The organism is Ruegeria sp. SAZA006 (assembly GCF_059613465.1).
The window spans coordinates 124,779-150,140 of record NZ_JBXWSO010000016.1 but is presented as its reverse complement, the minus strand read 5'-3'; the positions used below and the strand labels follow the sequence as shown (position 1 = coordinate 150,140).

At 60.5% G+C, this 25,362-nt stretch carries 22 protein-coding genes and 2 tRNA genes; 17 read left to right on the top strand and 7 right to left on the bottom strand.

What is annotated here, in order from left to right; genetic code table 11:
• The first annotated feature begins 34 nt into the window (after nt 1-34).
• Both AC2FNZ_RS15855 and AC2FNZ_RS15850 read left to right on the top strand, forming a co-directional pair.
• A tRNA-Thr gene (locus AC2FNZ_RS15855) sits at nt 35-110 on the top strand.
• A gap of 135 nt (nt 111-245) precedes the next feature.
• Nucleotides 246-1,790 (top strand): cryptochrome/photolyase family protein, encoded by a 1,545-nt coding sequence (locus tag AC2FNZ_RS15850; protein WP_496841217.1) that lies wholly within the window; start codon nt 246-248, stop codon nt 1,788-1,790.
• Here the strand turns inward: AC2FNZ_RS15850 and AC2FNZ_RS15845 are convergent.
• On the bottom strand, nt 1,787-1,939 hold the full coding sequence (locus AC2FNZ_RS15845) for a DUF2256 domain-containing protein (protein WP_496841444.1): 153 nt from the start codon (nt 1,937-1,939) through the stop codon (nt 1,787-1,789). The genes AC2FNZ_RS15850 and AC2FNZ_RS15845 overlap by 4 nt on opposite strands.
• Nucleotides 1,940-1,945: 6 nt before the next feature.
• Nucleotides 1,946-3,457, bottom strand: a complete 1,512-nt coding sequence (locus AC2FNZ_RS15840; RefSeq protein WP_496841216.1) for an FAD-binding domain-containing protein — start codon at nt 3,455-3,457, stop codon at nt 1,946-1,948.
• 289 nt (nt 3,458-3,746) lie between these two features.
• On the opposite strand from AC2FNZ_RS15840, the gene AC2FNZ_RS15835 reads away from it, so the two are divergent.
• From AC2FNZ_RS15835 to urtE, 6 genes are all read left to right on the top strand, one after another.
• On the top strand, nt 3,747-4,055 hold the full coding sequence (locus AC2FNZ_RS15835; RefSeq protein WP_170340832.1) for a hypothetical protein: 309 nt from the start codon (nt 3,747-3,749) through the stop codon (nt 4,053-4,055).
• A gap of 287 nt (nt 4,056-4,342) precedes the next feature.
• The gene (gene urtA / locus AC2FNZ_RS15830; protein WP_093964383.1) at nt 4,343-5,617 is read left to right on the top strand and encodes an urea ABC transporter substrate-binding protein; all 1,275 of its coding nucleotides are present in this window, start codon (nt 4,343-4,345) and stop codon (nt 5,615-5,617) included.
• A gap of 67 nt (nt 5,618-5,684) precedes the next feature.
• The gene (gene urtB / locus AC2FNZ_RS15825; RefSeq protein WP_496841215.1) at nt 5,685-7,640 is read left to right on the top strand and encodes an urea ABC transporter permease subunit UrtB; all 1,956 of its coding nucleotides are present in this window, start codon (nt 5,685-5,687) and stop codon (nt 7,638-7,640) included.
• 10 nt (nt 7,641-7,650) lie between these two features.
• The gene (urtC, locus tag AC2FNZ_RS15820) at nt 7,651-8,904 is read left to right on the top strand and encodes an urea ABC transporter permease subunit UrtC (RefSeq protein ID WP_437342538.1); all 1,254 of its coding nucleotides are present in this window, start codon (nt 7,651-7,653) and stop codon (nt 8,902-8,904) included.
• The gene (urtD, locus tag AC2FNZ_RS15815; RefSeq protein ID WP_093964004.1) at nt 8,901-9,641 is read left to right on the top strand and encodes an urea ABC transporter ATP-binding protein UrtD; all 741 of its coding nucleotides are present in this window, start codon (nt 8,901-8,903) and stop codon (nt 9,639-9,641) included. Before urtC ends, urtD begins: the two co-directional genes overlap by 4 nt.
• Nucleotides 9,631-10,338 carry an urea ABC transporter ATP-binding subunit UrtE gene (urtE, locus tag AC2FNZ_RS15810; protein WP_496841214.1) on the top strand — a complete coding sequence of 236 codons (708 nt, stop codon included), beginning with the start codon at nt 9,631-9,633 and terminating at the stop codon, nt 10,336-10,338. The genes urtD and urtE overlap by 11 nt, the downstream gene beginning before the upstream one ends.
• Before the next feature lie 2 nt (nt 10,339-10,340).
• Here the strand turns inward: urtE and AC2FNZ_RS15805 are convergent, their stop codons facing one another.
• Nucleotides 10,341-11,186 (bottom strand): LysR family transcriptional regulator, encoded by an 846-nt coding sequence (locus AC2FNZ_RS15805; protein WP_170582329.1) that lies wholly within the window; start codon nt 11,184-11,186, stop codon nt 10,341-10,343.
• An 86-nt stretch (nt 11,187-11,272) separates the two neighbouring features.
• On the opposite strand from AC2FNZ_RS15805, the gene AC2FNZ_RS15800 reads away from it, so the two are divergent.
• The 3 genes from AC2FNZ_RS15800 (at nt 11,273) to AC2FNZ_RS15790 (ending at nt 13,604) form a co-directional block, all read left to right on the top strand.
• The gene (locus AC2FNZ_RS15800) at nt 11,273-11,740 is read left to right on the top strand and encodes a c-type cytochrome (protein WP_170370342.1); all 468 of its coding nucleotides are present in this window, start codon (nt 11,273-11,275) and stop codon (nt 11,738-11,740) included.
• A 13-nt stretch (nt 11,741-11,753) separates the two neighbouring features.
• Entirely contained in the window at nt 11,754-12,662 is a 909-nt protein-coding gene (locus AC2FNZ_RS15795) for a c-type cytochrome (protein ID WP_496841213.1), read from the top strand.
• Nucleotides 12,663-12,863: 201 nt separating this feature from the next.
• Entirely contained in the window at nt 12,864-13,604 is a 741-nt protein-coding gene (locus tag AC2FNZ_RS15790) for a hypothetical protein (RefSeq protein WP_496841212.1), read from the top strand.
• Between the two features lie 54 nt (nt 13,605-13,658).
• Here AC2FNZ_RS15790 and AC2FNZ_RS15785 read toward each other — a convergent pair whose 3' ends face one another.
• Nucleotides 13,659-14,321 (bottom strand): response regulator, encoded by a 663-nt coding sequence (locus tag AC2FNZ_RS15785; RefSeq protein ID WP_496841211.1) that lies wholly within the window; start codon nt 14,319-14,321, stop codon nt 13,659-13,661.
• Nucleotides 14,318-15,643 carry a sensor histidine kinase gene (locus tag AC2FNZ_RS15780; protein WP_496841210.1) on the bottom strand — a complete coding sequence of 442 codons (1,326 nt, stop codon included), beginning with the start codon at nt 15,641-15,643 and terminating at the stop codon, nt 14,318-14,320. The genes AC2FNZ_RS15785 and AC2FNZ_RS15780 overlap by 4 nt, the downstream gene beginning before the upstream one ends.
• Nucleotides 15,644-15,960: 317 nt before the next feature.
• On the opposite strand from AC2FNZ_RS15780, the gene AC2FNZ_RS15775 reads away from it, so the two are divergent.
• Both AC2FNZ_RS15775 and AC2FNZ_RS15770 read left to right on the top strand, forming a co-directional pair.
• On the top strand, nt 15,961-17,250 hold the full coding sequence (locus AC2FNZ_RS15775) for a M16 family metallopeptidase (protein ID WP_496841209.1): 1,290 nt from the start codon (nt 15,961-15,963) through the stop codon (nt 17,248-17,250).
• 1 nt (nt 17,251) lies between these two features.
• Nucleotides 17,252-18,637, top strand: coding sequence for a peptidase M16 family protein (locus AC2FNZ_RS15770; protein WP_496841208.1), 1,386 nt, complete (start codon nt 17,252-17,254; stop codon nt 18,635-18,637).
• A gap of 586 nt (nt 18,638-19,223) precedes the next feature.
• Here the strand turns inward: AC2FNZ_RS15770 and AC2FNZ_RS15765 are convergent.
• Nucleotides 19,224-19,300: transfer RNA gene (locus tag AC2FNZ_RS15765), tRNA-Arg, on the bottom strand.
• Between the two features lie 114 nt (nt 19,301-19,414).
• On the opposite strand from AC2FNZ_RS15765, the gene AC2FNZ_RS15760 reads away from it, so the two are divergent.
• A complete protein-coding gene (locus AC2FNZ_RS15760) occupies nt 19,415-20,440 on the top strand; it encodes a LacI family DNA-binding transcriptional regulator (RefSeq protein ID WP_170342776.1) in 1,026 nt (341 codons plus the stop codon).
• Nucleotides 20,415-21,659: a winged helix-turn-helix domain-containing protein gene (locus tag AC2FNZ_RS15755; RefSeq protein WP_496841207.1), complete on the top strand. Its 1,245-nt coding sequence runs from the start codon at nt 20,415-20,417 to the stop codon at nt 21,657-21,659. Before AC2FNZ_RS15760 ends, AC2FNZ_RS15755 begins: the two co-directional genes overlap by 26 nt.
• A 25-nt stretch (nt 21,660-21,684) precedes the next feature.
• Here AC2FNZ_RS15755 and AC2FNZ_RS15750 read toward each other — a convergent pair whose 3' ends face one another.
• Entirely contained in the window at nt 21,685-22,383 is a 699-nt protein-coding gene (locus AC2FNZ_RS15750; protein WP_170370348.1) for a fumarylacetoacetate hydrolase family protein, read from the bottom strand.
• 776 nt (nt 22,384-23,159) lie between these two features.
• On the opposite strand from AC2FNZ_RS15750, the gene AC2FNZ_RS15745 reads away from it, so the two are divergent.
• A complete protein-coding gene (locus AC2FNZ_RS15745; RefSeq protein ID WP_496841206.1) occupies nt 23,160-24,593 on the top strand; it encodes a pyridoxal phosphate-dependent decarboxylase family protein in 1,434 nt (477 codons plus the stop codon).
• The gene (locus AC2FNZ_RS15740; RefSeq protein ID WP_496841205.1) at nt 24,593-25,360 is read left to right on the top strand and encodes an HpcH/HpaI aldolase family protein; all 768 of its coding nucleotides are present in this window, start codon (nt 24,593-24,595) and stop codon (nt 25,358-25,360) included. Before AC2FNZ_RS15745 ends, AC2FNZ_RS15740 begins: the two co-directional genes overlap by 1 nt.
• The last annotated feature ends 2 nt before the right edge of the window (nt 25,361-25,362 follow it).

The window sequence follows — 25,362 nt, the reverse complement described above, 5'->3', positions numbered from 1 at the left end:
GCCCCCACGGGCACGGGTGCGCGTCAAAAAATGGGCCGCTGTAGCTCAGCTGGTAGAGCACGTCATTCGTAATGATGGGGTCGGGGGTTCGAGTCCCTTCAGCGGCACCATAGCTTCTTGGAACAAACTTCTATGGTTTGCCGCAAGTTTTCTCGTCTGTTGCTTCGGTTTTCCAATTTGTTTGAAGCGCAACCTTTCCAGAAGTTTAGGTTGCTCATCCGCGAGGCGGCCCTAACTCGACGGAAATGACGCAGACAAACGAACGCTCCTCCAGCCGGCTGATCCTGGTTCTCGGCGACCAATTGAGCCAAAACTTGAGCGCCTTGAGTCAGGCCGAGAAGGCGCGCGACACGGTGTTGATGGCCGAAGTCGCGGACGAGGCGGGATATGTTCCGCATCACAAAAAGAAGATCGCGTTTGTCTTTTCGGCGATGCGCCATTTCGCAGATGAGCTCGGTGCGGCGGGGTGGCAGGTTCGTTATGTCAGGCTGAATGACCCTGACAATACCGGCTCCATCACAGGCGAGATCGCGCGGGCCATCGGGGATCTGTCTATTGCGAACGTTCAGGTGACCGAGCCCGGCGAATACCGGCTGAAAGCCGCCTTGCTTGAGTGGGCGGACCAAAGCCAAACCGATCTACATATGCTGGAAGATGACCGGTTTGTCGCCACGCATCAGGAGTTCCGCAATTGGGCGGACGGACGCAAGCAGTTGCGGATGGAATATTTCTATCGCGAGATGCGGCGCAAAACGGGGCTGTTGATGAACGGCGACCAACCCGAAGGCGGACGCTGGAACTTTGATGCGGAAAACCGCAAGCCCGCCACTGCCGATCTGTTCATGCCCCAACCGCCCCGATTCGACCCGGATGACATTACCACCGAGGTTCTGAGCCTTGTCGAAACCCGGTTTGGCGGCAATTTCGGACAGCTGCGCCCGTTCTGGTTTGCGGTGACCCGCGACGGCGCGCTCGAGGCGCTGGACCATTTCGTGGAACACGCTCTGCCTCTGTTCGGGGACCATCAGGACGCGATGCTACAGGCAGAACCATTCCTCTATCACTCGGTCCTGTCGCATTACCTGAACGCGGGTCTGCTGGGGCCGATGGAGATCTGCCGGCAGGTCGAGCGTGCCTATTATGAAGGCCGCGCGCCTTTGAATGCTGTCGAGGGCTTTATCCGTCAGATCATCGGCTGGCGAGAATATGTTCGGGGCCTCTACTGGCTGAACATGCCCGGGTACACGGAACGCAACCACTTCGGGGCAACCCGCCCGCTGCCGGACTTCTACTGGACGGCCAAAACGGAAATGGCCTGCATGGCGGCCGCAATCGGGCAGACGCGCGACCAAGCCTATGCCCACCATATCCAGCGCCTGATGGTGACTGGCAATTTCGCGATGCTGGCCGGGGTCGATCCGCACGAAGTCCACGAGTGGTACCTGGCGGTTTACGCCGATGCGTATGAATGGGTCGAGGCCCCCAACGTGATCGGAATGAGCCAATTCGCTGATGGCGGATTGCTTGGGTCAAAACCCTACGCAGCAAGCGGCAATTACATCAACAAAATGTCGGATCACTGCTCGCATTGCCGCTATGACGTGAAGCGCAAGTTCGGTGCGAATGCCTGCCCTTTCAATCCATTGTATTGGGATTTCCTCGCACGCAACGCCGACAAGCTGCGTGGCAATCCCCGATTGGGTCATGCCTACCGAACCTGGGACCGGATGGACCCCGAAAAACAGGCCCAATACCGCGACAGCGCGCGCGAGATACTCGAAAGCCTCTAGCCTTGGCCGGTCGAAGATGACCGGGTTCGGCGGCAACGCTGCGAGCAGTAGCGCATCTCGTCCCAAACCTTGGCCCATTTTCGCCGCCATGTGAAAGGACGCCCGCATGTGGTGCAGGTTTTTGTCGGAAGATCCGACTTTTTCCGCATCCGCATCTAGTCCCTCAAGTCCAATAACAATTGCGCCGGGTTGCGGGTGACCGCACGGCTGTTTCCTTTCCGCAAGCGCCCCTTGCGTCTGCCATGCCGGGCCAAGACCTTCGCAGCCTCGTACCGGAATCCTTCCCCGCGCCGCACCTCCCAGATCCGATCCCGGGCGAACCGGGCCGCCGCGACGTGATCGACGATGGGCATCGGGTAGCGTTTGCCCAGCACGGCACCTGCGTTCTCGGCCTTCCACGGCTCTTGCAGATGGCGATCCGGGATATCTGCCAGTTCCGGCAACCAACGGCGGGTAAAGGTCCCGGTCGGGTCCTGATCATGGCCCTGTTTCACCGGGTTGTAGATCCTCAACGCGTTGATACCTGTGGTGCCGGCCTGCATCTGCACCTGGCTCCAGTGGATGCCCGGTTCGTAATCGGTGAACAGGCGGGCGAGAACCTCACCGGGTGCGCGCCAGTCAAGCCACAGGTGATAGCTGGCCGTCGCCATCACCATCGCGCGCATTCGAAAGTTGAGCCACCCCGTTGCCCGCAAGTACCGCATGCATGCGTCAACAAATGGCAGGCCGGTCTCACCGTTGGCCCAGGCCTCCAGCCGATGCGAATCCGGGACCGAGGGGCGGATCCCGTCATAGGCGCGATGCACGTTCTGGAACTCGATCCGGGGGTCATCCTCCAGTTTCTGGATAAAGTGGCAGTGCCAATGCAGCCGGCCTTCGAACGAGGACATCGCCCCCCGCCACTGTTTGTCGGAGGTGTGGCTCAGCGCTTTTTGCCGCGCCCATGTGGCCTGCATCACCTCGCGCATCGACAGCGTTCCCCATGCCAGATGCGGGGACAGGCGCGAACACGCATGTTCCCCCAGCTGAGGTGAGGACATCGCGCTGCGATAGGTCCGGCCGCGCGTGCTCAGGAATGTGGTCAACCGATCCGACGCCGCCGTGTGGCCGCCCGACTGCCGCCGTGGACATGGGTCCGGGTGCAACCCCAGTTCCCTGCTGGACGGGATCACACCCGGGTCCATCGGGATGGGCCGCAATATGGGTGCGGGCGTGATCGGTTCGTTCATGAAGCGATCCCACTCTTTGGCCCAGCCATCGCGCGAAGCCAGACGGCGGCGAACCCCGTGATTGCGCGGCTGGTGCCAGGGAATACCCTGGGTTCGGCACCAGGACGCCACGCGTTTGTCCCGCTGAAAGGTCCAGTCGTTTCCCGTTTCTTCATGCGACCACAGGGCCGTGAGGTCGAAACTTTGCGCAAGATCGTCCAGGACCGACAGCATCTCGCCCGTCCGTACGATCAGGGGCTGGCCAAGTTCCGCAAGCTGCCTGCGCAGCTCGACCAGGGTTTCGTGGATGAACGCCCATTGGCGAGCGGACATGTCGGGTTGACGCCAAAGATCGGGTTCAACCACGTAAAGCGGCAACAGCGCCCCCCGCTGTGCCGCCTGAGCCAGGGCACGATTGTCCTGCACCCTGAGATCCCGCTTGAACCAGACGATCTGCAAAACCGTTCTCCGAACCAAATCTGGGCAATAGCTAGTCTGGTCCGGCCAGCCCTCAACCGGGTTCAATGCGCCCCGGCAGGGCCGGGACGCAAAAACCGCGCGGAACCGGTTCCGTCATGGCCCGGTGCGACCGAAGCCTGTCGGGAAATGGGCAGGCCAGTTCACAAAGCGCTGCCTTGACGGGCGCTTTTTCGGTTGCAATGATCAAAACATGGGCGCTTTGAAAACTATTTTCGTTTCAGCACTATGCACTTTCTCATCCATCGGATTGCTTCATGCTGAAACCGACATGGTCAAATCGTTTGCCGGCTGCGCCGGGCGTTTTTCGGCCGAGATGGAGCATGCCTGGCTTCTGAACGACCCCAAGGCGCAGGACTATGAGTTGCTTCGCGGCGGCTTCGTGTCCTTGCTTGAGGCGACCGTGACGGCAGAGGAGGCCGAACTGGTCCTGAGCCACCGGGTGAACTCAAAACACGCCCATGCGCGCTTGCTCCATACGGCAACCTTTGGCTCGGACATCACGGCGGCCAGCGCCGCGCGGCAAACGGCCAGCGACCTTCTCGATCAGTGCAGCCTGCTGATACTGGGCGGCGTCTAAGACCACTCTTCGCTGCAGCGCCGCATTTTTGGGCGAACCATGCGGCACCGCCGCAAATTTGGGCAACACGCTGAATCAATCCAAAAACTCACGCCACCGGACTCTGAGCCCCGGCAAAAGCTGACCTAGCAATGTGGTGCGCCGAAAGACGGCTTGGAAAATGTGCGAAGGTGCCCGGCCTAGGAACCTGATGACGCCCTCGCACACCGCAATTAAGCGTGGGGGGTATATGGGATGTTTCGACGTTCCGGACAAGCCTGCTGCGCATCGCACAAAAGGAAACGCTGATGCACTCCAAACTACTCAACACTACTGCTGCTGTATTGTTCGCAACCGCCCTGCCCGCGCTGGCCGATTGCCCGATCAAAGTGGGCGTTCTGCACTCATTGTCCGGCACGATGGCCATCTCCGAGACCACGCTAAAAGACACGATGGAGATGCTGGTCGAACAGCAGAACGAAGCTGGTGGCCTGCTGGGCTGCGAGCTGGAAGCCGTAGTTGTCGACCCCGCCTCGGACTGGCCGCTGTTTGCCGAGAAAGCGCGCGAACTGCTGACCGTACACGAAGTTGACGTGATCTTTGGCAACTGGACATCGGTGTCCCGCAAATCCGTATTGCCGGTCATCGAAGAGCTCAACGGTTTGCTGTTCTATCCGGTTCAGTACGAAGGCGAAGAAAGCTCGAAGAACGTCTTCTACACCGGCGCCGCACCGAACCAGCAGGCGATCCCCGCAACGGACTACTTCCTTGAGGAACTGGGGGTCGAGAAATTCGCCCTGTTGGGCACCGACTACGTGTATCCGCGCACGACGAACAACATCCTCGAAAGTTATCTGAAGCAGAAAGGCATCGCCGAAGAGGACATCTTCGTGAACTACACGCCCTTTGGCCATTCCGACTGGTCCAAGATCGTGGCGGATGTCGTTGCGCTGGGCGCGGACGGCAAGAAAGTCGGCGTCATCTCGACCATCAACGGCGACGCGAATGTGGGCTTCTACAAGGAACTGGCCGCCGCAGGTATCTCGGCCGATGACATTCCGGTTGTTGCCTTCTCGGTCGGCGAGGAAGAATTGGCCGGCCTGGACACGACCAACCTTGTCGGACATCTGGCCGCGTGGAACTACTTCCAGTCGGCAGAGAGCGAAGCGAACGAGGCCTGGGTTGCCGCCTGGAAAGCCCGCATGGGCGAAGATCGAGTGACCAACGATCCTATGGAAGCGCATTACATCGGCTTCAACATGTGGGTGAACGCCGCAACTGAGGCGGGCTCGACGGATGTCGATGCCGTGCGCGCAGCCATGTACGGCCAGGAATTCCCGAACCTGACGGGCGGCACGGCCGTCATGCTGCCGAACCACCACCTCGCCAAGCCGGTTCTGATCGGTGAAATCCAGGAAGACGGTCAATTCGACATCATCAGCCAGACCGAAGAGGTTCCGGGCGATGCCTGGACGGACTACCTGCCCGAATCCGCGGTTCTGGTCTCGGATTGGAAAGAGCTGGGTTGCGGTATGTACAACACCGAAACGAAAAGCTGCGTACAGATCAAATCGAACTACTAAGATCTGAACCGGAACACCTCGGGGCGCGTCACGTGTGCCCCGGGGCCCAATACCGAGGTCTCCCCAAATGACGCTTTCGATTTGCCGGGCTTTGCTTGCCCTGCTGCTGTTCGTGGCCCCTGGTCTTTTGCAAGCCCAATCCTCCGACGCGCCGGTCCAGAAGCTTTTGCAGGCCCATGCGGAGGTCATTCAAAAATCCTCTCGCAAGACGATCGGCCCGGCGATTGACGCCCTGGCGCAGAGTGGATTGCCCGAGGCACAAACCGTCCTGGAGCGGTGGCAGGCCAAGGACATGTGGTTCAACCGGGATACGGGCCTTTTCGTTTTTGCGTCCAAAGCCGAGGGCGGTTTGCGGGTTTTCGACATCTCGGATGGGGCCGAGATCGGTGTCGTCGACAAGAAGAACTACAAACAACTCAAGCCGAACTCGGGCATTCGCGGGTTGATCGCTTCGGCGCTGGTGCAGTTTCAATTGAACGACCCCGACCCGCTGAACCGAAGCGCAGCGCTGACGGCGATCGAGCGGGACGCGGAACCCTCGCACCTATCCGCTCTGCGCGACGCCATTGCCGGAGAGCAGGACGCGGATCTGCGGGCCCGCAAGGACCGGCTCGAGCGTCTGTTGACGATCCGGTTTGATGATGACGCGGCCGCAAGGCTGGCTGCAATCGACAGCTTCGCCGGCGATCTGGGCGTTGACGTGCGCGCAACGCTCAATCCCCTTGTTGCATCTGAAATCAAGGTGTCCGACACGGTTCCGGATGGCGCTGTGACCATCGAGGCCGGGTCCGACGAACTAACACAGAAACAGGCCTATGACCTGTTGGTTGAGAACGGGTTGGCACCGGCCCTGGTGGACGACGGCACCATCAAAGAGACCCTGATTTCGAATATCGACGGTGACAGGGTCGCAGGCGTACAGGTGGCAAGTCTGGACGAAGATGCGGCACGACAAGCGGCATACCAGCTGCTGGCCGATCAGGGGCTCGCCGCTCCACTGGTGACGCAGGACGACATCGCCGAGGCCGTGCAACAGTACAAGTTCTATCGGGTCTACACTTCGGCACCGTTGCCCGTGGCGCTGGCGGCGCAGGCCGTGCTGGACAATATCGAGACACAAGTCGCTCTCAACCAGACGGCGGATCTGGTTCTGGATGCGCTGTCTCTCGCCTCGATCTATTTCCTTGCCGCCATCGGCCTTGCCATCACTTTCGGCGTCATGGGCGTCATCAACATGGCGCATGGTGAGTTCATCATGATGGGCGCCTATACCGGATATGTGGTTCAACTGTTCATTCCGGACCTAACGCTGTCGATCATAGTCGCCATTCCCTGCGCATTCCTGGTGACCTTCGGCGCCGGTGTTCTGCTGGAACGTCTGGTCATTCGCTGGCTGTATCACCGTCCGCTGGAGACTCTGCTTGCGACCTTCGGGGTTTCCATCGCGCTGCAGCAACTGGCCAAGAATATCTTTGGAACCCAGGCCCGCCCCCTGACCGCTCCGGCGTGGCTGGACGGTTCGATGGTGCTGAACGATATCGTCTCCATCAGTTATATCCGCATCGCGATCTTTGTTCTGGCGCTGCTGTTCCTCGCGCTTTTCCTCATTGTCATGAACCGGACCCGACTGGGGCTTGAGGTACGCGCCGTGACGCAGAACCCGCGCATGGCGTCCTCGATGGGTATCAATCCCGACCGGATCAACATGCTGACCTTCGGCTTTGGCTCGGGCATCGCGGGCATTGCCGGCGTGGCGATCGGACTTTACGCCAAGGTCACGTCCGAGATGGGTTCGGACTATATCGTGCAAAGCTTCATGACAGTGGTCGTGGGCGGTGTGGGCAACATCTGGGGGACGCTGCTGGGGGCGACGATGGTCGGCACGCTGCAGAAGGGGATCGAATGGTTCAACCCGTCAAATACCCTGGCGGCACAGACCTACATGATCCTGTTCATCATCCTGTTCATTCAATTCCGGCCGCGCGGCATCATCGCGCTCAAGGGTCGGGCGGCGGAAGCGTGATATGGTTGACATGACATCCACAGCCGGCCCGATGCGAAAGCCATTTGTGCTGCGCTATCCCTCGGTCGCGATCTTTCTGATCATTCTGGCGCTGTTCACGGCGACCATAACAGTGCTGGGCGAAGGGTTCGGGATCGGCCTGATATCCACCAGCTTCGTCAAGACATTGGGCAAGACCCTCTGCCTGTGCCTTGCGGCCCTGGCGATGGACCTGGTGTGGGGCTACACGGGCATCCTGTCCTTGGGGCATATGGCCTTCTTCGGTATCGGCGGATACGCCATCGGCATGTGGCTGATGTATGCGCGGACCGAGATCATCGTGATCGAAAGCCTCGCGTCCTCGGCCCTGCCGCCAACGGCCCAGGAAATTTCTGACGGAATCGCCACCCAGATCTTCGGCGTCGTCGGCGCATCCGAGTTCCCACCGATCTGGGCCGTTGCGCATTCGCTGCCCTTGCAACTGGCCGCGGTCGTACTGGTGCCCGGCTTGCTGGCCCTTGTGTTCGGGTGGCTCGCCTTCCGCAGCCGCGTGACCGGGGTCTACCTGTCGATCCTGACGCAGGCGATGACGCTGGCGCTGTCCCTGTACCTGTTTCAGAACGACAGCGGGCTGCGCGGGAACAACGGACTGTCGGGTCTGCAGAATTTGCCGGGTCTGGATTCGGTGCCGCAATCGACGGTTTCGATCCTGTTCTTCTGGGCGTCGGCCCTGGCGCTGGGGCTGGGTTATCTGGTCTGCGCCTGGATGGTGTCCGGCAAGTTCGGATCGGTCATTCGCGCCATCCGGGACGACGAAAGCCGGGTTCGGTTTCTTGGATATTCGGTCGAAGCCTACAAGCTGTTCATCTTCACCTTCACCGCCGTGATCTGCGGCATCGCGGGCGCCCTGTACTACCCTCAAGCCGGCATCATCAATCCAGCCGAGATCGCGCCCATTGCATCAATCTACCTGGCCGTCTGGGTGGCCATCGGCGGACGGGGCCGTCTGTACGGAGCGGTGATCGGCGCGGCATTCGTTTCTCTGCTGTCCACCTGGTTCACGGGTGGTCAGGCCCCCGACATCTCGCTGGGATTCTACACGATCCAATGGGTCGACTGGTGGACCATCCTGCTTGGGTTGTCATTTGTCGCGGTCACGCTGTTTGCGCCTCGGGGCATCGGCGGTCTGATCGACAGGTTTGCCGAACGGCGCGCCCCGGACCGCCACGGCGCCGATCTGGGGCCGGACCTTGGGTCGCTGCGCGAAAAGGAGGCCGACGAATGAGTACGTTGCTTGAAGTCTCCGGCGTGTCCGTAACCTTCGACGGCTTCAAAGCCATCAACAACCTGACATTCCAGATTGGCCCAGCCGAAATGCGCGCGGTCATCGGCCCGAACGGGGCGGGCAAGACGACGTTCATGGACATCATTACCGGCAAGACCAAACCGGATGACGGCCATGTCCTGTGGGGCGACAAATCCGTCTCGCTCCTGTCGATGAGCGAAAGCCAGATTGCCCAGGCCGGCATCGGCCGAAAGTTCCAGCGCCCCACCGTCTTCGAGGACCAGAGCGTTCGCGAGAACCTGATGCTGGCCCTCAGGAACAAACGCGGCCCGCTGGCGGTCCTGCGGTTCCGGGCCGGACAGGCGGATCATCAGAAGGTCGCTGACCTGGCCGAGGAAATCGGACTGCAGAATGCCTTGAACCGCAAGGCGGGCGAACTGAGCCACGGACAGAAGCAGTGGCTTGAGATCGGCATGCTGCTGGCGCAGGATCCGCAGTTGCTGCTGGTCGATGAGCCGGCCGCCGGAATGACCCCCGCCGAGCGCGAGCACACGACTGACATTCTTGTCGCGGCCGCAAAATCCCGCGCCGTGGTGGTGGTTGAACATGACATGGAGTTCGTCCGCCGCCTGAACTGCAAGGTCACGGTGCTTCACGAGGGGTCGGTTCTGGCCGAAGGGTCGCTGGACCACGTCACCAATAATGACAAAGTGATTGAGGTGTATCTTGGCCGCTGAGCTTCTGGAAATCTCGGACCTGTCCCTGCACTACGGCGGCAGCCAGATCCTGAGCGGGATCGACATCACCGCGCGTCAGGGTCAGGTCACCTGCGTGATGGGCACCAACGGCGTCGGCAAAACCAGCCTGTTGAAAGCCATCTCCGGAACGCACCCCCGCAGCGGCGGTGAATACCGGCTTGGCAGCGAGGAGATCGGCAAGGCCACATCCTATGAGCTGGCTCGAAAAGGTGTGGCCTATGTTCCGCAAGGACGAGAAATCTTTCCGTTTCTGACGGTCCGCGAGAACCTGGAAACCGGTTTTGCCTGCCTGCCCCGCAGCGAACACAGGATACCTGACTACATCTTCGAACTGTTCCCGATTCTCAAAGAGTTCCTGTCGCGGCGCGGTGGTGATCTGTCAGGCGGTCAGCAGCAGCAGCTCGCAATTGCGCGGGCCTTGATCACGAAACCCAGGCTGCTTTTGCTGGATGAACCAACCGAGGGCATCCAGCCCAACATCATCAAGCAGATCGGCGAAGTCATCCGCCTGCTGCGCGATCAAGGTGAGATGGCGATTGTCCTGGTCGAGCAGTATTTTGATTTCGCGTATTCCCTGGGCGACAGTTTTCTGGTGCTGGAACGCGGGTCGCCATTCCTGAAAGGGTCAAAATCCGAACTTGGTCAGCAGCAGCTCAGGGCGGCCGTTTCGGTTTAACCTTACCGGCCCAGTGCTTCGGGCAGGTATTCCACCAAGGCCCGCTGCACGACGGCAAACCGCGGCGTCCGCGCAATCTCTTCAAGCGTGGCCACCCACAGAGGAACCTCGATTTCCGGATCCATGTCCGGCGCCCGCCGCAACCGCGGGTCCGCATCACCGATGAACGTCGGCAGAAACGCCTTGCCGACGCCTGTCGCAGCCATCTGCTGGAGCACAAGGAAACTGTCCGCGCCGATGGTGGTGTCTTCATCCCGCACATGTTCGGCCATCCATCTGGCCGGGACCGAACCGCTCAGCGCCCCATCCAAACGCATCCATTTTCGGTAGGAGGACCCATCGTCGTAGACCCCGAAGGCCAACGCGCCAGCGCGCTCGCCCACCAAGTCTTCGCCCAAGCGGATTGATGGACGCACGGCAATGTCCGCTGTCAGCCGCGACAGGTCATGGTGATTGTTCCCGCTCAGCAGACTTAGTTCCAAACCCGGATAAAGCGTAGAAATGCGGTTCAGTATCCCGGGCAGTACAAGCTGGCAAAGGCTGTCGGTCGAGGCAATCCGCACCCGCCCGGTCGGCGAACGGTCCGCGCCCACGATTGCCCGTTCGACCGAAAGCACCGCGTCCTCGACATTTTCCATGGCCGAAAGAATGGCCCGGGCCTCGGGCAGCGCGCTGTAGCCCGACGGGTTCTTTTGGAAGATCACGCACCCATGGCGTCGTTCAAACGCGGCCACCCTGCGCAGCACCGTTGCATGGGTCACGCCCAGCGCTGTGGCCGCTGCGTTCAACGAGCCGTGCCGGCTTACGGCGAGGGCGTATCGGATGTCATCCCAGTTTTGATTGTTCATAAGTTAACAAGAAACGCAGAGAAATAAACAATTACAAGAAATTTCGATCAAGCTACCATTCGGCACATTCATGTGGGAGAGATACCATGATCAAGAAATTCTCAATCCTTGCGGCGAGTTTGATTTCTGTGGCCGTTATTGGCACGGCCGTAGCCCAGGAAAGCGAAAACCCGGCCGTCAAGGCGCGGAAGGCCGTCATGCAGTTGTATGCGTTCAATCTGGGCACGCTTGGCGGCATGGCCAAAGGCGAAGTGGAATACAACGCCGAGGCCGCGACACGCGCGGCCAACAACCTGGTTGCCGTGACGCAGATCGATCAGTCGGCGATGTGGCCAGCCGGGTCCGACAATGTCTCCGACCCATCTTCTAGGGCGCTTCCGGCGATCTGGGAGAACTTCCCGGATGTCAGCGCCAAGGGTCAGGCAATGGCTGAAGCCGCGGTTGCGATGCAGGCCGCCGCCGGGCAAGATGTCGAAGCGCTGAAAGCAGCGATGGGACCATTGGGTGGAGCCTGTTCGGCATGTCACAAGGCATACAGAGCCCCAAAGAACTGACAAGGCCCTGACGGTGCGGCGGCTTCTGTCGATTGCCGCGGGCGTCGCGGTCGTGGCCGGGCTGACCGGTCTGGTTCTGACCCGACCGCAACACGTCGATCCGGCCGAGTTGGACGGGATTGCCCCTGATCTTGTCAGGGGCGAGACCGTGTTCTTTGCGGCCGGATGCGCCTCGTGCCATTCAGCGCCGAACTCCGAGGGTGAGGAAAAGCTGGTGCTGGCGGGCGGACGCCGGTTCGAGACGGATTTCGGTACCTTCATAGCTCCGAACATATCCAGCGACCCAGAAGCCGGGATTGGGTCATGGTCGGCGCTGGAACTGGCGGATGCCCTGATCTACGGAACCGGGCCGGCCGGGCAGCACTACTATCCGGCCTTCCCTTACACGACCTATACGAACATGACGCCGGAGGATGTCGTGTCGCTGCACGCATTCCTTGGCACCCTGCCGGCCGCTTCACAGGAAAGCAGCGCGCATGAGGTCGGTTTTCCCTTCAACATCCGGCGAAGTTTGGGCGGCTGGAAGCTTCTCTACCTTGAACCAGGGTGGGTGGTGGACGGTGATCTCGATGCGCAGCAGCAGCGCGGGCGTTACCTCGTCGAAGCTCTGGGCCATTGCGCCGAGTGCCACACGCCCAGAGATGGCCTTGGCGGCTTGAACCGGGATCAATGGCTGGCGGGTGCGCCAAATCCCAGCGGAAAAGGGCGCATTCCCGGCCTGACCACCAACCACCTGGATTGGTCCAAAGCCGACATCGCCGAATACCTTAAGTCCGGTTTCACTCCGGACTATGACAGCGCCGGCGGAGAGATGGTCGAGGTCATCGAGAACACTTCCCGTCTGTCCGATGACGACCGGTTGGCGATCGCCGCATATCTCAAGGTTGTTCCGGTCCCGACCAACGACGCCACAACAGACTGAGCCGACGCCCACATTCCCCTGCAACCCATGAGCCCTGGCGATTCGCCAGTCGACTTGATCTTGGCACCTTGGGCCTTTTCGCTTCCCCTTTCGGACGTTTGGTTGGAAATTCGTCAGACCTAAGCCCGATGTGGACTGATCCAACCCGGCTTAGCCTCCCTACGACAACCAGACATTTGTCGAACAGCAAAGGAGGCTGAAATGATTGCAAACCGGAAACTGGGACAACTTCTCAGCACTGTGGCACTGGCGACGTTGATTTCGGCGGCGCCATATACTCCCAAGTTCAGCACCGAGGGCGGCTTGCAGCTTGAGCCCGCTTACGCGTTTGCCAAAAGCGGCAAAGGCAAGGGTGGCAGCGGTCGGGACGACGATGATGACGACGACGATCGGGACGATGATGACGACGACGATCGGGACGATGATGACGACGATGATGATCGGGACGATGATGACGACGATGATGATGACGACGATCGGTCAAGTCGCAGCGGCAGCAAAAAGGGATCGTCGCAATCCGGAAGCACCCCGACCGGGTCGGCCGGCATAACCAAGGTCGAGACAACTGCAAACGGGATCGAAGTTCGCTATGCCGACGGAACAAAGGAAGAAATCGAAAACGGCCGGTACGAGAGAAAGAATGCTCAGAACCGGACCGTTGAGGAACGGCCAGCCACAGGTGCCGATATCTCAAGGCTTCGCTCTCTGGCGAACGGCATTTCGATCAAGAATGTAAGCGCATCCGGGCAAGGTGGTGTGGCCGGAAGCCGCCCCACAAAGATCGAACGTCAGGGAAACAACATCGAAGTCAACTACGCCAACGGCTGGAAAGAAGAGATCGAGTTCGGGCGCTACGAGCTGAAAGACCCCTTCAACCGGACCGTTGTGGAAAGAACAGCCACGGCCGCAGACATCCGGAGGCTGCAATCGGTCGCGAACTGACGAACAGCGCGAATTTCCCGGACGGTCTCTCGGTCAGAGAGGCCGTTTCGGCGATTACAGGCTATGCGGCTTGTGTTTCTTGCCCCACGCGTCGTGCGCGATAAGTGCGGCCTCGACCCGGTTCCGCGCGTGCAGCTTGGACAGGATCGCCGTCATATAGTGTTTCACGGTCTTTTCCTGAAGATCCAGTTCCACGGCGATCTCGCGATTGCTCAAACCCTTGGCCACGCGCCTGAGTATCTCCTCTTCGCGATGCGTAAGATCATCCAGGACATCGCTGTTGTTCGCAGGGTTTGCGTCGTTGTTGATCTGAAGAAGTACCCGCGAAGCCAGCCCCGGCGAAACGAACCCCTCCCCCGCGGCGATGCTGTGCAGGGACGCGGTCAGTTCGCTCGCGGTTACGCCTTTGACAATGTACCCAATTGCTCCGGCCTCGAGTGCATCGGCAACATCGCTGCTGTTCTCCGAAACCGTCAGAATCGCGATGCAGGGCGGTTTTTCCATTGCGGCGATCCGGCGTGTCGCGTTGATCCCACCGCCGGGCATCGAGAGATCGAGAATTGCGATGTCGGGCTGGTGCTGAGCGACAAGCGCAACCGCCTCGTCAGCGCTGGATCCGGCCGCGAGAACTTCGAACCCTTCTGCCTCATCCAAGGTCCGCCGCAGCCCATCCCGGAAAATCGGATGATCATCTGCTATGACAAGTGTCTTGGTCATGGTGAGCTTGTTTTGTTGGGAAACAGGGTCATTTCGACGGTGGTGCCCTGGCCGGGGCTGGACAAGACCTGAAACTTGCCGCCGATGCTCTCGACCCGATCGCGCAGCCCCAACAGCCCCTGGCCGCCATCATCGCAAAGAACAGTGCCGTCCATAGGATCAAAGCCGGGTCCATCGTCCTTGACCTGAATGACAATGCAATCGTCGCGAACATGGCAGGTGACGCTGCAGCGGGACTGCGGAGCATATCGCGCGGAATTCGAGAGTGTTTCCTGAAGAAAGCGGAAAACGCACAGTTTGTCCGACACCGACAAATTCGGCATATCACTGCCATGAAACGAGATTTCAGGCCGCAACGGGCTGTGCTCTGCGTGGTCCTCGACCGCTCTTTTCACGACATCAACCAAGGTCAGGTTGTCGATATCGGGTGCGGAAAGTCCCCGGGACAGCGCGCGGATTTCGGTCAAGGACTTCTGCAGCGACTGCTGGATTTCTTCAGCCTCCTTCGGTTTTGGGGATCTGTCCGAAAACGCGGCCTCCAACCGAAGGGCGGCAAGCGACAGGTACTGCGCCGGGCCGTCATGAAGTTCGGCGCCGAGTTTCTTCAGAAACCGGTCCGTCTGCGTCGCATACCGACCCGAGGCCTCGACCACCCGTGACCGCAGCATCGCATTCTGCGCCGCCATCCTTTCACTTTCCGCCAGACGTTTCTTCAATAGGCGCGCCTGCCGCCGGATGGTGTTGTCCCCGATCGCAACGATGCAAAACAGGACAACCGTGCTTGCCAGAAAGGCCGAACCGACGACCAACCAGCTTGTGCGCTTGGCTTTTGCCAGATCCATCTCCAATTGGTCGGCCCTTTCATAGAACTCGGCCACGGCAATGATTTCACCGGACCACAGTTCACGAATGGGGCTGTAGACCTCGAGCAGCGGTATCCCCAAGGCCGCTTCGGCAGCGCTTTCATCGTGATCCAGTTCCTCGAACGAGCCCGAGATTCCGCCGATCCAGGCGCGCTGAAGGTCACCCGTCGGCTCGAAACGGTTTCCGATGATACTCGTGTCCGAAGCGTGTACGACGACACCACCCTGCTTCCAGAACTTGTACGAAACGATACGGTCGCGCATCGGCTGGGTCATGAATATCTCGTCCAGCGCCCGCCTCGCCTGCTCGGACAGGCGGTCACCCAACGCCAGTTCCTGGCTGAGAGGTGAGACGATGCTTTCCATATACAGCGCCGCCGAATTGGCCGAGTTCTGCACGACCGCATTCTGGATTCGATTTGAAACCCATACGCCGACGATCGCGGTTGCAGATCCCATCACAAGGATGCTTGCCGCAAGAAATACTCGCGACAACGACCAGTTCCCAATCGTCGGCTCAGCAACTTTTGTCCTCATCTTGGCCCCGACTATGACCCACAATCAAAAATCGCACCACAGACCTTGGTCTGACATGATCCAGATGTTCGCCCCAGCAAGCCCCGACCGCAGCCTCAGAAGCACACCCCGATTTGCAATGCCTTTTGCGACTTGAAAAACACCCCGCACGCCGCAAGCATTGATACAACCGTTGCCCCTTTGGTTGAGCGTCGGCTGACCGGCGTTTCAGCGAAAATCAAATAGTTCAAAGGATTTTGATGCGCGCCGCCGTATTTTTCTTGTCGATCGTCTTTTTGGGTTTTTCCGGATCCGCCCAGGCACAGAGCGTCATTCCGCTTGCCCAAAAAGGCGGGCTGCACGCGGCATATGTGGTTCCCGTGAACGACTTCGACCGCGTGGATGTTCAGTTGATTGTTCTTTCGGGGTCGTATGACGACCCGGACCCGTCCGGCACAGCCCATCTGACCGAGCATCTCGCCGCGTTCTCGGCCGACGCCACCATTCTCAGAAAACCGCGCGAGCGCGACATCTACGCCACCACGCACAATGTCGCGACAGTGTACACGAATTCCGGACTGCCATCCGAGGCGGAGATGCTGTTGCGGCTTTCCCGGGCCGTTCTGGACACGCCATCCGTATCCACGCAATTTGCGGAGAGCGAAGTCGCTATCGTCCAGCGGGAAACCTTGCTGCGTGAACGGCAATATCCGTTTCGCTGGCTCAGCCGAATGGCACTTCAAAACCTCTACGGCACTTTGCGCGGCCGGGCAGACAACACCGTCGAGGATCTGCCCAAGCTGAGCCTCGAAAAGGCCTATCAGTTTCACAAAGAACACTATGTGCCGTCCAACGTGACGTTGATCGTCTCCGGAAACATTGATCCAGCCCGGGCCCAAGAACTGGTGGCGCGGGTGTTTGGCGACACCGAACCATCTGACGCTCCGAATAAACCGTGGTTGGATCACAAGCCGGATCCGGGGAAACAGTCCGTAGTGCGTCTGCAGTCGGATCGTCTGCAACGCGACACCGTGCTGTTTGCAAAATTCGTGGAATTCGAAGACCGCTCCACGAGCATCGACATGCAAGGCGCGTTCTTCATCGCAAGCGGGATTCTGAACGAACGGATCGCCAAGGTCCTGCGGCACGAGGACACGCGGATACTCAACCATGGCGTCAACTGGTATTTTGCGAAGAATGCCGATGTTGAACTGGTGATCGACCTGCAACTCATGCCTGGCTTCAGCGTGGATGAAGCCAAGGATCTGCTGACCGAAACCTTGGCTGGCTTGCTGGACGAGCCGATCAGCAAATACGAAATTCATGAGCTCCGTCAAAAGGAGGTGGTCTGGTCTCAGAACATGGCCCGCCGTCCTTCGGCCTTTCTGTGGTTTCTACAGAACGTCGCCGCCGACGGATTCCCGCCCATCAGCCCGTCGGTCTTTGCCGAAACACTGAGCGACACCACAGATCAGGAAGTTATCGATTTTGCGGAAAAAGTCTTGCAGCCCTCGGCGACGTCTTTTGTTCTTGCAGAGAAAGCTGACTGACATGAGCGTTTTCAAGGGCGGGCTTCTCACAGTTCTCTTTGTTGCGCTTACCTTGCTGCCGGGTGAGCGGGCACAGGCGGAACTGATTGCGACTGCAGGCGAAACGAAACTGGTCGAGCTCTCTCCGCTCGAGAACGGAACGTCCGCACTGACCCTGGTGTGGACGATTGACCACCCGACGCTGGACCGCACTGCCGCCATGTCCGCCGCCATTGCGAGCGTGGTGACAGGCGGGACATCGACCCGCTCATCCTACGAAGTCAGTTCGTTCCTGAAGCTGAAAGGTGTCGAACAGAAAATCGGCAGAAGCGGCAAGAACCTGACGCTCACCGTCTCGGCGCCAAGCGACGTCTTCCCGGAAGTCCTGGTGCACCTCGAGAACGTATTGCTCGAGCCCCGATACACACCAGACTGGTACGCACGAGAGCTTGAGGCGTTTCGCCCAATCATCTCGACCAGAACCAGACAGCCGTCGGATGTGTTGAACGAGATTACCAATTATCTGGAATTCGACCCTGCCGCTACGGGCGAAGAAACCCTTGAAACCGACTTTCAGTTCGGACGACCAGATCAGGTCATCCTCAGATCAGAGGACGAAGAGGTAACGCGCCGCACCGTCCGATTGATCAATTCGCTGCCGGGCGCGCGGTTCCGGCTGGGGCGCGCCCTGAGCAAATGGGCCGAAGGGTGGAACGGCGCGAACGGGGCGCCCTTTGCCCTGCCCAAAGGTATTGTGCATCTCGCCGATCCCGACGCATCCGAAATGTTGATCCTGTTTGCCAATGCAAAGACGTTTTCGAATGCACAGGACCAGCTTGGGTCGAACCTTCTTGTTGACTACATCGGCGCCAACCAGGGCTCGGAGATGTTTCGTGTCATCCGCCAGTCCATGCGTGCATCCTACGATCCACGTTCGGACTTTGTGGTCGTGGGCAAGAACAAGGCCGTGATCGCGCTGAGCGCGACCGTCGAAGCCAGCGCATGGCCCGAGGTCCACGGCAAGATCATGGAAATCTATCAGGGCGTCCGCGACGGGGGTGTTGTCCCGGAAAGCCTGGAAATCCAGAAAGATCGGTTGGACCGCACCTACTATCACAGATTCTTCACAGATCCCGACTGGGGCGCGCGCCAGCTTCTGGACGAACATCCCGACGGCGTAGAAGGCGAAATCACCCTTCCACTGTTTGAGGCATTCCGGACAGTCTCGACCGAAGAGACGATTGAGAACGCCGATACGCTGTTGCCACCGATTGAGGAGTTCCTGGTGATCTTGATCGGAGGAGGTGTTTCCCCGCCACCAAACATGCGGTCGGATGGGTACTGTGCCCTGCCCAAAGGCACACCAATCAGCCACTGCCTGAATAAGCTGTCAAACGCGGAATACTGACTGTCCGCGGGCCATTGCTGCGACGCTTCAAAGAGCAGATGATCCCCGCGATACATCGTCTCGAAGGCACCGTGGGATTGACCCTTTGGGATTGTCCGTCGGTCACGTAAGCTTGGATTTGCCGGTCGCGCAGCAAGGAGAACGCTATGCGTGTTCTTGAAATACTATCTTTGGTTGGTCTGTGTTTGGTGTTGGTATCGCCACTTCCCGGAAGTGCGGCCCCAACGGCAGCAGAGTGCAATAGCGCGGGAGGAAAAACCGTCACGATCAAGGGAAAGACCGCTTGCGCGTTCGCGGGCGGAGCATGCCCGGAGGGGTGGCGCTCATACGAATCCTACCGAAAATGGCAGCCGAAAACCTGCGGTGGCGCGCAATGCACTGGGAATACCAAATGCACAACGAGCCGAGGTTGGTCCATAACCGCACCAGAATGCAGATTTGAGAGAGGCAGAAACTCTCAGGGCGACTGCACCAAAAGAAGTGTATGCACCGCAAACAGGATCGCCAGAACCGCTTGCACGAAGTGACCTCGCCATCGCGGTTGAGCGGTGAAAACGAACCCGCAACCCGACTCGCGCTGAGTTGCTGGCGACCCCGGCAGGATTCGAACCTGCAACCTGCCCCTTAGGAGGGGGCTGCTCTATCCAGTTGAGCCACGGGGCCGCGCGGCGCCTTCTGTAGCCGGGTTTTTTCGGCTTGTCATGACCTTTGCACAACAGTTGAACAGATCGCCCTGTTCGCGCTAGCATCGGGGAAACAACAATGCAGGTATCCCCGGTGACAACAGAAACGAAACGCCCGCTTACCCTCCGTGATGTCTCAGAAGCGTCCGGTGTGTCGGAAATGACGGTCAGCCGGGTCCTGCGCAATCGGGGCGATGTGTCGGACGCGACCCGCACCCGGGTTCTGGCCGCCGCGAAAGAGCTGGGATACGTGCCCAACAAGATCGCCGGCGCGCTGGCCTCGAGCCGGGTGAACCTGGTGGCGGTGATTATCCCGTCGCTGTCGAACATGGTTTTCCCCGAGGTGCTGACCGGCATCAACCAGGTGCTTGAGGATACCGAGCTGCAGCCGGTGGTCGGCGTTACCGATTATCTGCCGGAAAAAGAGGAAAAGGTTCTGTACGAGATGCTCTCGTGGCGTCCGTCGGGCGTGATCATCGCCGGGCTGGAACACACCGAGGCCGCGCGGGCCATGCTGGATTCGGCGGGCATTCCGGTGGTCGAGATCATGGATACGGACGGAAAGCCAGTGGACGCGATGGTGGGCATTTCGCACCGCCGGGCCGGGCGCGAGATGGCGCAGGCGATCCTGAAGGCCGGGTATCAGCATATCGGCTTCATGGGTACCAAGATGCCGCTGGACCACCGCGCGCGCAAACGGTTCGAGGGCTTCACCGAAGTTCTGGGCAAGCACGGGATCGAAATCGAGGACCGGGAGTTCTATTCCGGCGGCTCGGCTCTGGCCAAGGGGCGCGAGATGACCAAAGCCATGCTAGAACGCTCCCCAGAGTTGGATTTCCTGTATTATTCCAACGACATGATCGGCGCGGGCGGGCTGCTGTACCTGCTTGAGCAGGGTATCGACGTGCCCGGACAGATCGGCCTTGCGGGATTCAACAACGTCGAGCTGCTGCAGGGTCTGCCGCGCAAGCTGGCCACCATGGACGCCTGCCGGCTTGAAATCGGTCGCAAGGCGGCAGAAATCATCGCCGCCCAACTGGCTGACCCGAATACCGAGATCGAAACTCGCATCACTTTAACCCCCAAGATCAGCTATGGCGACACGCTCAAGCGGCGCTGAACGGGGCAAGCTGCAACAACTCGACAACCGAACCGCCCGTGCGTTGTTCATGGACCGCCACGCGCTGGCGGAACAGCCCGCAGGCCCGGCCAAAGGGCCCGATCTGCTGCATCTGATCCACCGGCTTGGTTTCGTGCAGCTCGACAGCATCAACACCGTGGCGCGCGCCCATGACATGATCCTGTTCTCGCGACGCCCGTCCTATCGGCCGAACGACCTCAAACGCTTGTACGAGCGCGACCGCAGCCTGTTCGAACACTGGACCCACGACGCCGCCGTGATCCCGATGGCGTTCTACCCGCATTGGCATCTGCGCTTCCAGCGCGACGCCGAGATGCTGCGGGCCCGCTGGCGCAACTGGCGGCGCGACGGGTTCGAACAGCAGTTCGAAACCGTGCTGCGGCACATCCGCGACCACGGCCCGGTGTGCTCGGCCGATCTGGGGCAGGATGAGAAAAAGGGCTCGGGCGGGTGGTGGGATTGGCATCCCTCGAAAACGGCACTGGAATACCTTTGGCGCTCGGGCGCGCTGACGGTGGTAGGGCGCCGAGGGTTTCAAAAGCAATACGACCTGACCGAGCGCGTGATCGATACCCATCTATGCCCCGGCGTGATGGAGTGCGATCATCAAGCGACGGTGGACTGGCTGTGCCACGCGGCGCTCGACCGGTTGGGCTTTGCCACCTCGGGCGAACTGGCCGCCTTTTGGGACACGGTCACCGCCGCCGAGGCGAAAGAGTGGTGCAAACAGGCTCTGACACGGGGTGATCTGCAGGAAATCGAGGTGGAATGTGCCGATGGTCGAATGCGCCGCGTGTTCGCGCCACCAGGCTTGGTGGACCAGGCTGCCTACCCTGCCCCCGCGCCGGGGCGAATCCGCGTGCTCAGCCCGTTCGACCCGATGCTGCGCGACCGCAACCGCGCCCAGCGCCTGTTCGGCTTCCACTATCGGATCGAGGTTTTCGTGCCCGAGGCCAAGCGGACCTATGGGTACTACGTCTTTCCACTGCTCGAGAAAGACCGTCTGATCGGACGGATCGACATGAAGGCCCATCGCGACGAAGGCATCTTGCGGGTCCGCGCCCTGTGGCCCGAGCGCGGGGTCAAGTGGTCGCACGCCCGCACCCGTCGGCTCGAGGCCGAGTTGGACCGGGTACGCCGTTTTGCCGGACTGGAACAGGTCGCCTTTGCCGCAGACTGGCTGCGCGCGCCTGTTTGATCGGCTGAAAGCCCTTTCATAGGGTCTATTCCGCCGGCCCGAGGGTCAGGCGGATGGGGTCCAACCCGTCGATACCGCCGGTCAACACATCTCCGGCGACGACCGGGCCGACACCGGCGGGCGTTCCGGTCAGGATCAGGTCGCCGGGCCGCAGGTGATAGAACCGGGACAGGTGCATGACGATCTCGTCGATCTTCCAGATCAGTTCGGACAGGGTGGCGTCCTGCCGGACCTCACCGTTCACGCTCAGATGGATGCGGGTGTCATCGGTCAGCGCCCAATCGGCGGCGCGGGTCAGCGGCGCGAACACCGCGCCGTTTTCCACATCCTTGCCCAGATCCCATGGGCGCTGCTTGTTGCGCTCGCGGATCTGCAGGTCGCGCCGGGTCATGTCCAGCGCGCAGCAATATCCGAACACGGCATCCCAAGCCTGCTGCGACGTCGCCTGAAACACCGGGCGGCCGATGGCCAGAGCCAGTTCCATTTCGTGGTGATAATTCTCGGTGCCCGGCGGGTAAGGCACGGTCTGGCCGGTCAGAATGGCGTTCTGCGGGGACTTCGTGAAATAGAACGGCGCCTCGCGGTCGACCTCGTTTCCCATCTCGGCCGCATGGGCGGCATAGTTCCGTCCGACGCAAAAGATGCGCCCCACCGGATAGGTGTTGGCCTCTCCAACTACTGGTATCTGCACCACATCCGGCAGGGAAAACAGAGATTTGGCCATGTTGCATCCTTTCCTTCACATTGCCGCGCAGACTAAAGGAGACACACCGCTGTTCAACCCGGCAAACACGCCGATTATTGCCGGCCCGTCTGTACGTTTCGGCGCGAAGTTGCCAAGGCCGCGGACCTGGGCGCAAGCCAGTTTCATCCGCACAGACTATCCGGCTTTAATCTAGGGAAACTTGGAACCACCCTCTTTGAAAAACCGCACAGGCCGCGCATCATGAACGGACATATCGGGCAGATATTCGAAGGCAGCGCAACAGGCCCACGGGCCGCGTCACCTTATTGCGACTTGGTTTCGCGGTCAGGTACGCTAGATATTGTTACAGACAGTCGGCGCGCCCAGCCAACCAAGCATGGTGCATCAGCGGGCCACCGTCGCGAATACCAAGGAATTATTACGGTTTCGGAGAACCGCCGCTCTGGCCTCATCCCCCTGGGTGCTTGGGCTGCGCCGTCGGGGTGCAATTTAGGCGCCTCACATTCTCCGATTCAGGGCCGGAGCCCTTCAACACAGGGATTCTTCGGCCCCGGGCCAGGCAAATAACTTCAGACACCGTCTGGCCGCCCCGCCGGAGTCGACCCCTAGTTTCTCCGGCGGGGTTCTCCGATCCGCAAAACCGGTGCGTTTTTCTTTATTAGAGCCTGAATTTGGATCGAGCTGGCGCCACGGCGCACCTCACAGCGCCCTCGTCGTCCGGAATTTGATTGACCTGCCCGCCTGCATCGCCATCACTTGCCCGCGAAAAGGTGCGAAGGCGGAAGGCAAGGCAGATGAGATGGGATGAATTCTCGGAATGGGGCAAACGCATTTCCGAGTGGACGCAGCATTATCACCAAACCGTCGGCCAGCACCCGGTGCGCGCCCGGACCGAGCCCGGCGAGGTGCTGAACGCGCTTCCCGCGAAGGCGCCGGAGCAAGGCGAACCGATAGAAGGGATTTTTCGGGATTTCGAACGGGTCGTGATGCCCGGCATCACCCATTGGCAGCACCCTCGCTTCTTCGCCTATTTCAACTCGAACGCCTCGGCGCCGTCCGTGCTGGCCGAGTTTCTGGCCAGCGCGATCGCGCCGCAATGCATGCTGTGGCAGACCTCGCCCGCGGCGACCGAGATGGAAACCCGGATGATGGACTGGCTGCGGCAGGCGCTGGACCTGCCCGAAGGCTTTGCAGGGGTGATCCAGGACTCAGCCTCGTCGGCCACGCTGGCCGCCGTTCTGACCATGCGGGAAAAGGCGCTGAACTGGCAGGGCAACCGTCAGGGCCTGTTCGGGCAGACACCCTTGCGCGTCTATTGCTCGTCCGAGGTGCACACATCGGTCGACCGCGCCATCTGGGTGGCCGGGATCGGGCAGGACAACCTGGTGCGCGTCCCGATCAAGGGTGACTGGCGCGGGATGGATCCCGCTGCGCTCGAGGCCGCGATCCGGGCCGATCGGGACGCCGGCCTTCACCCCGCGGGGGTGATCCTGTGCGTCGGCGGCACCGGAACCGGCGCGACCGATCCGGTGGACGAGTGTCTGAAAGTCGCGCAGAAATACGGTCTGTATACGCATGTGGATGCGGCCTGGGCCGGGTCGGCGATGATCTGCCCCGAATACCGCCACTATTGGCCGGGGATCGACCAGGCCGACAGCATCGTCTTCAACCCGCACAAATGGTTGGGGGTTCAGTTCGACTGCTGCGCGCATTTCCTGAAGAACCCCGACGATCTGGTGCAGACGCTGGCGATCAGCCCCGAATATCTGAAAACCCATGGTCAGGACGGGATCATCAACTTTTCGGAATGGTCCGTGCCGCTGGGCCGCCGGTTCCGGGCGCTGAAACTGTGGTTCGTGATCCGCGCCTACGGGCTGGAAGGGCTGCGCGCGCGGCTGCGCAACCACGTCAACTGGTCGCGCGACCTGCATGACCGACTGGCGGCCGAGCCGGATTTTCGGATCGTCACCCCGCCTATGTGGTCCCTGTGGACCTTCCGCTATGAACCGGCCGATGCTGCGGATCTGGACGACCTGAACCTGCGGCTGGTCAACGCCATCAATGATGACGGGCGAATCTATCTGACCCAGACCCGGGTCGATGGCGACATAGTCATCCGTTTCCAGGCCGGCCAGTTCGAAACCACCGAGGAGGACGTCCGGATGGCCTTTGACGTGATCACCCAGATTGCCCGCACCTTGCCCACACCCCCGCAGGAGGACCGCTGATGCCCGCCCCAAAAAACCCGTTCAAACAGGCTCTGACAAAGGGCGAAATGCAAATCGGCTGCTGGATGAGCTTTGCCGAAGCCATCACCGCGGAAATCATGGGAACCGCCGGTTTCGACTGGCTGGTGATCGATGGCGAACATGCGCCGAATGACATCCGTTCGATCCGCGATCAGCTGATTGCGCTGGCCAACAGCCCTTCGCACGCGGTGGTGCGGCTGCCGGTCGGCGAGACCTGGATGATCAAGACCGTGCTGGACGCCGGCGCCCAGACCATTCTGGTACCGATGGTCGAAAGCGCGGATCAGGCACGCGAACTGGTTCGGGCCTGCCAGTACCCGCCCAGAGGTGTGCGGGGTGTTGGGGCCGCCGCAACACGGGCGACAATGTACGGCACGATCCCCGATTACGTGGCCACGGCCGACCCCGAGATCTGTTTGCTGGTTCAGGTGGAAAACCTTGCGGGCATGGCCGCGCTGGACGACATCCTGCAGGTCGAGGGCGTGGACGGCGTGTTCATCGGCCCGGCCGATCTGTCCACCGACATGGGTTGCAAAGGCGACAGCACGGTGCCAGAGGTCCGCACCGCCATCGCCGATGCTTTGAAACGGATCCGGGCAGCAGGCAAGGCGCCGGGTATTCTGGGCACCAATGATGAAGCGGTTCAAGCGTATCGGGACATGGGCGCGCAGTTCCTGGCGGTCGGTATCGACGTCATGCTGCTGGCTCAGGCCGCCCGCGGGCTGGCCGCGAAATGGCGTCGCTGAGG

What these genes read in the sequence shown, in the direction of transcription:
- AC2FNZ_RS15805 (WP_170582329.1), bottom strand. Translation starts at nt 11,186, where the DNA reads ATGAACAATCAAAACTGGGATGACATCCGATACGCCCTCGCCGTAAGC.
- AC2FNZ_RS15780 (WP_496841210.1), bottom strand. Translation starts at nt 15,643, where the DNA reads ATGGGATCTGCAACCGCGATCGTCGGCGTATGGGTTTCAAATCGAATC.
- AC2FNZ_RS15850 (WP_496841217.1), top strand. Translation starts at nt 246, where the DNA reads ATGACGCAGACAAACGAACGCTCCTCCAGCCGGCTGATCCTGGTTCTC.
- AC2FNZ_RS15750 (WP_170370348.1), bottom strand. Translation starts at nt 22,383, where the DNA reads ATGGCCAAATCTCTGTTTTCCCTGCCGGATGTGGTGCAGATACCAGTA.
- AC2FNZ_RS15770 (WP_496841208.1), top strand. Translation starts at nt 17,252, where the DNA reads ATGAGCGTTTTCAAGGGCGGGCTTCTCACAGTTCTCTTTGTTGCGCTT.
- AC2FNZ_RS15775 (WP_496841209.1), top strand. Translation starts at nt 15,961, where the DNA reads ATGCGCGCCGCCGTATTTTTCTTGTCGATCGTCTTTTTGGGTTTTTCC.
- AC2FNZ_RS15845 (WP_496841444.1), bottom strand. Translation starts at nt 1,939, where the DNA reads ATGCGGAAAAAGTCGGATCTTCCGACAAAAACCTGCACCACATGCGGG.
- urtA (WP_093964383.1), top strand. Translation starts at nt 4,343, where the DNA reads ATGCACTCCAAACTACTCAACACTACTGCTGCTGTATTGTTCGCAACC.
- urtD (WP_093964004.1), top strand. Translation starts at nt 8,901, where the DNA reads ATGAGTACGTTGCTTGAAGTCTCCGGCGTGTCCGTAACCTTCGACGGC.
- AC2FNZ_RS15745 (WP_496841206.1), top strand. Translation starts at nt 23,160, where the DNA reads ATGAGATGGGATGAATTCTCGGAATGGGGCAAACGCATTTCCGAGTGG.
- urtC (WP_437342538.1), top strand. Translation starts at nt 7,651, where the DNA reads ATGACATCCACAGCCGGCCCGATGCGAAAGCCATTTGTGCTGCGCTAT.
- AC2FNZ_RS15740 (WP_496841205.1), top strand. Translation starts at nt 24,593, where the DNA reads ATGCCCGCCCCAAAAAACCCGTTCAAACAGGCTCTGACAAAGGGCGAA.
- AC2FNZ_RS15800 (WP_170370342.1), top strand. Translation starts at nt 11,273, where the DNA reads ATGATCAAGAAATTCTCAATCCTTGCGGCGAGTTTGATTTCTGTGGCC.
- AC2FNZ_RS15755 (WP_496841207.1), top strand. Translation starts at nt 20,415, where the DNA reads ATGGCGACACGCTCAAGCGGCGCTGAACGGGGCAAGCTGCAACAACTC.
- urtB (WP_496841215.1), top strand. Translation starts at nt 5,685, where the DNA reads ATGACGCTTTCGATTTGCCGGGCTTTGCTTGCCCTGCTGCTGTTCGTG.
- AC2FNZ_RS15835 (WP_170340832.1), top strand. Translation starts at nt 3,747, where the DNA reads ATGGTCAAATCGTTTGCCGGCTGCGCCGGGCGTTTTTCGGCCGAGATG.
- AC2FNZ_RS15785 (WP_496841211.1), bottom strand. Translation starts at nt 14,321, where the DNA reads ATGACCAAGACACTTGTCATAGCAGATGATCATCCGATTTTCCGGGAT.
- AC2FNZ_RS15790 (WP_496841212.1), top strand. Translation starts at nt 12,864, where the DNA reads ATGATTGCAAACCGGAAACTGGGACAACTTCTCAGCACTGTGGCACTG.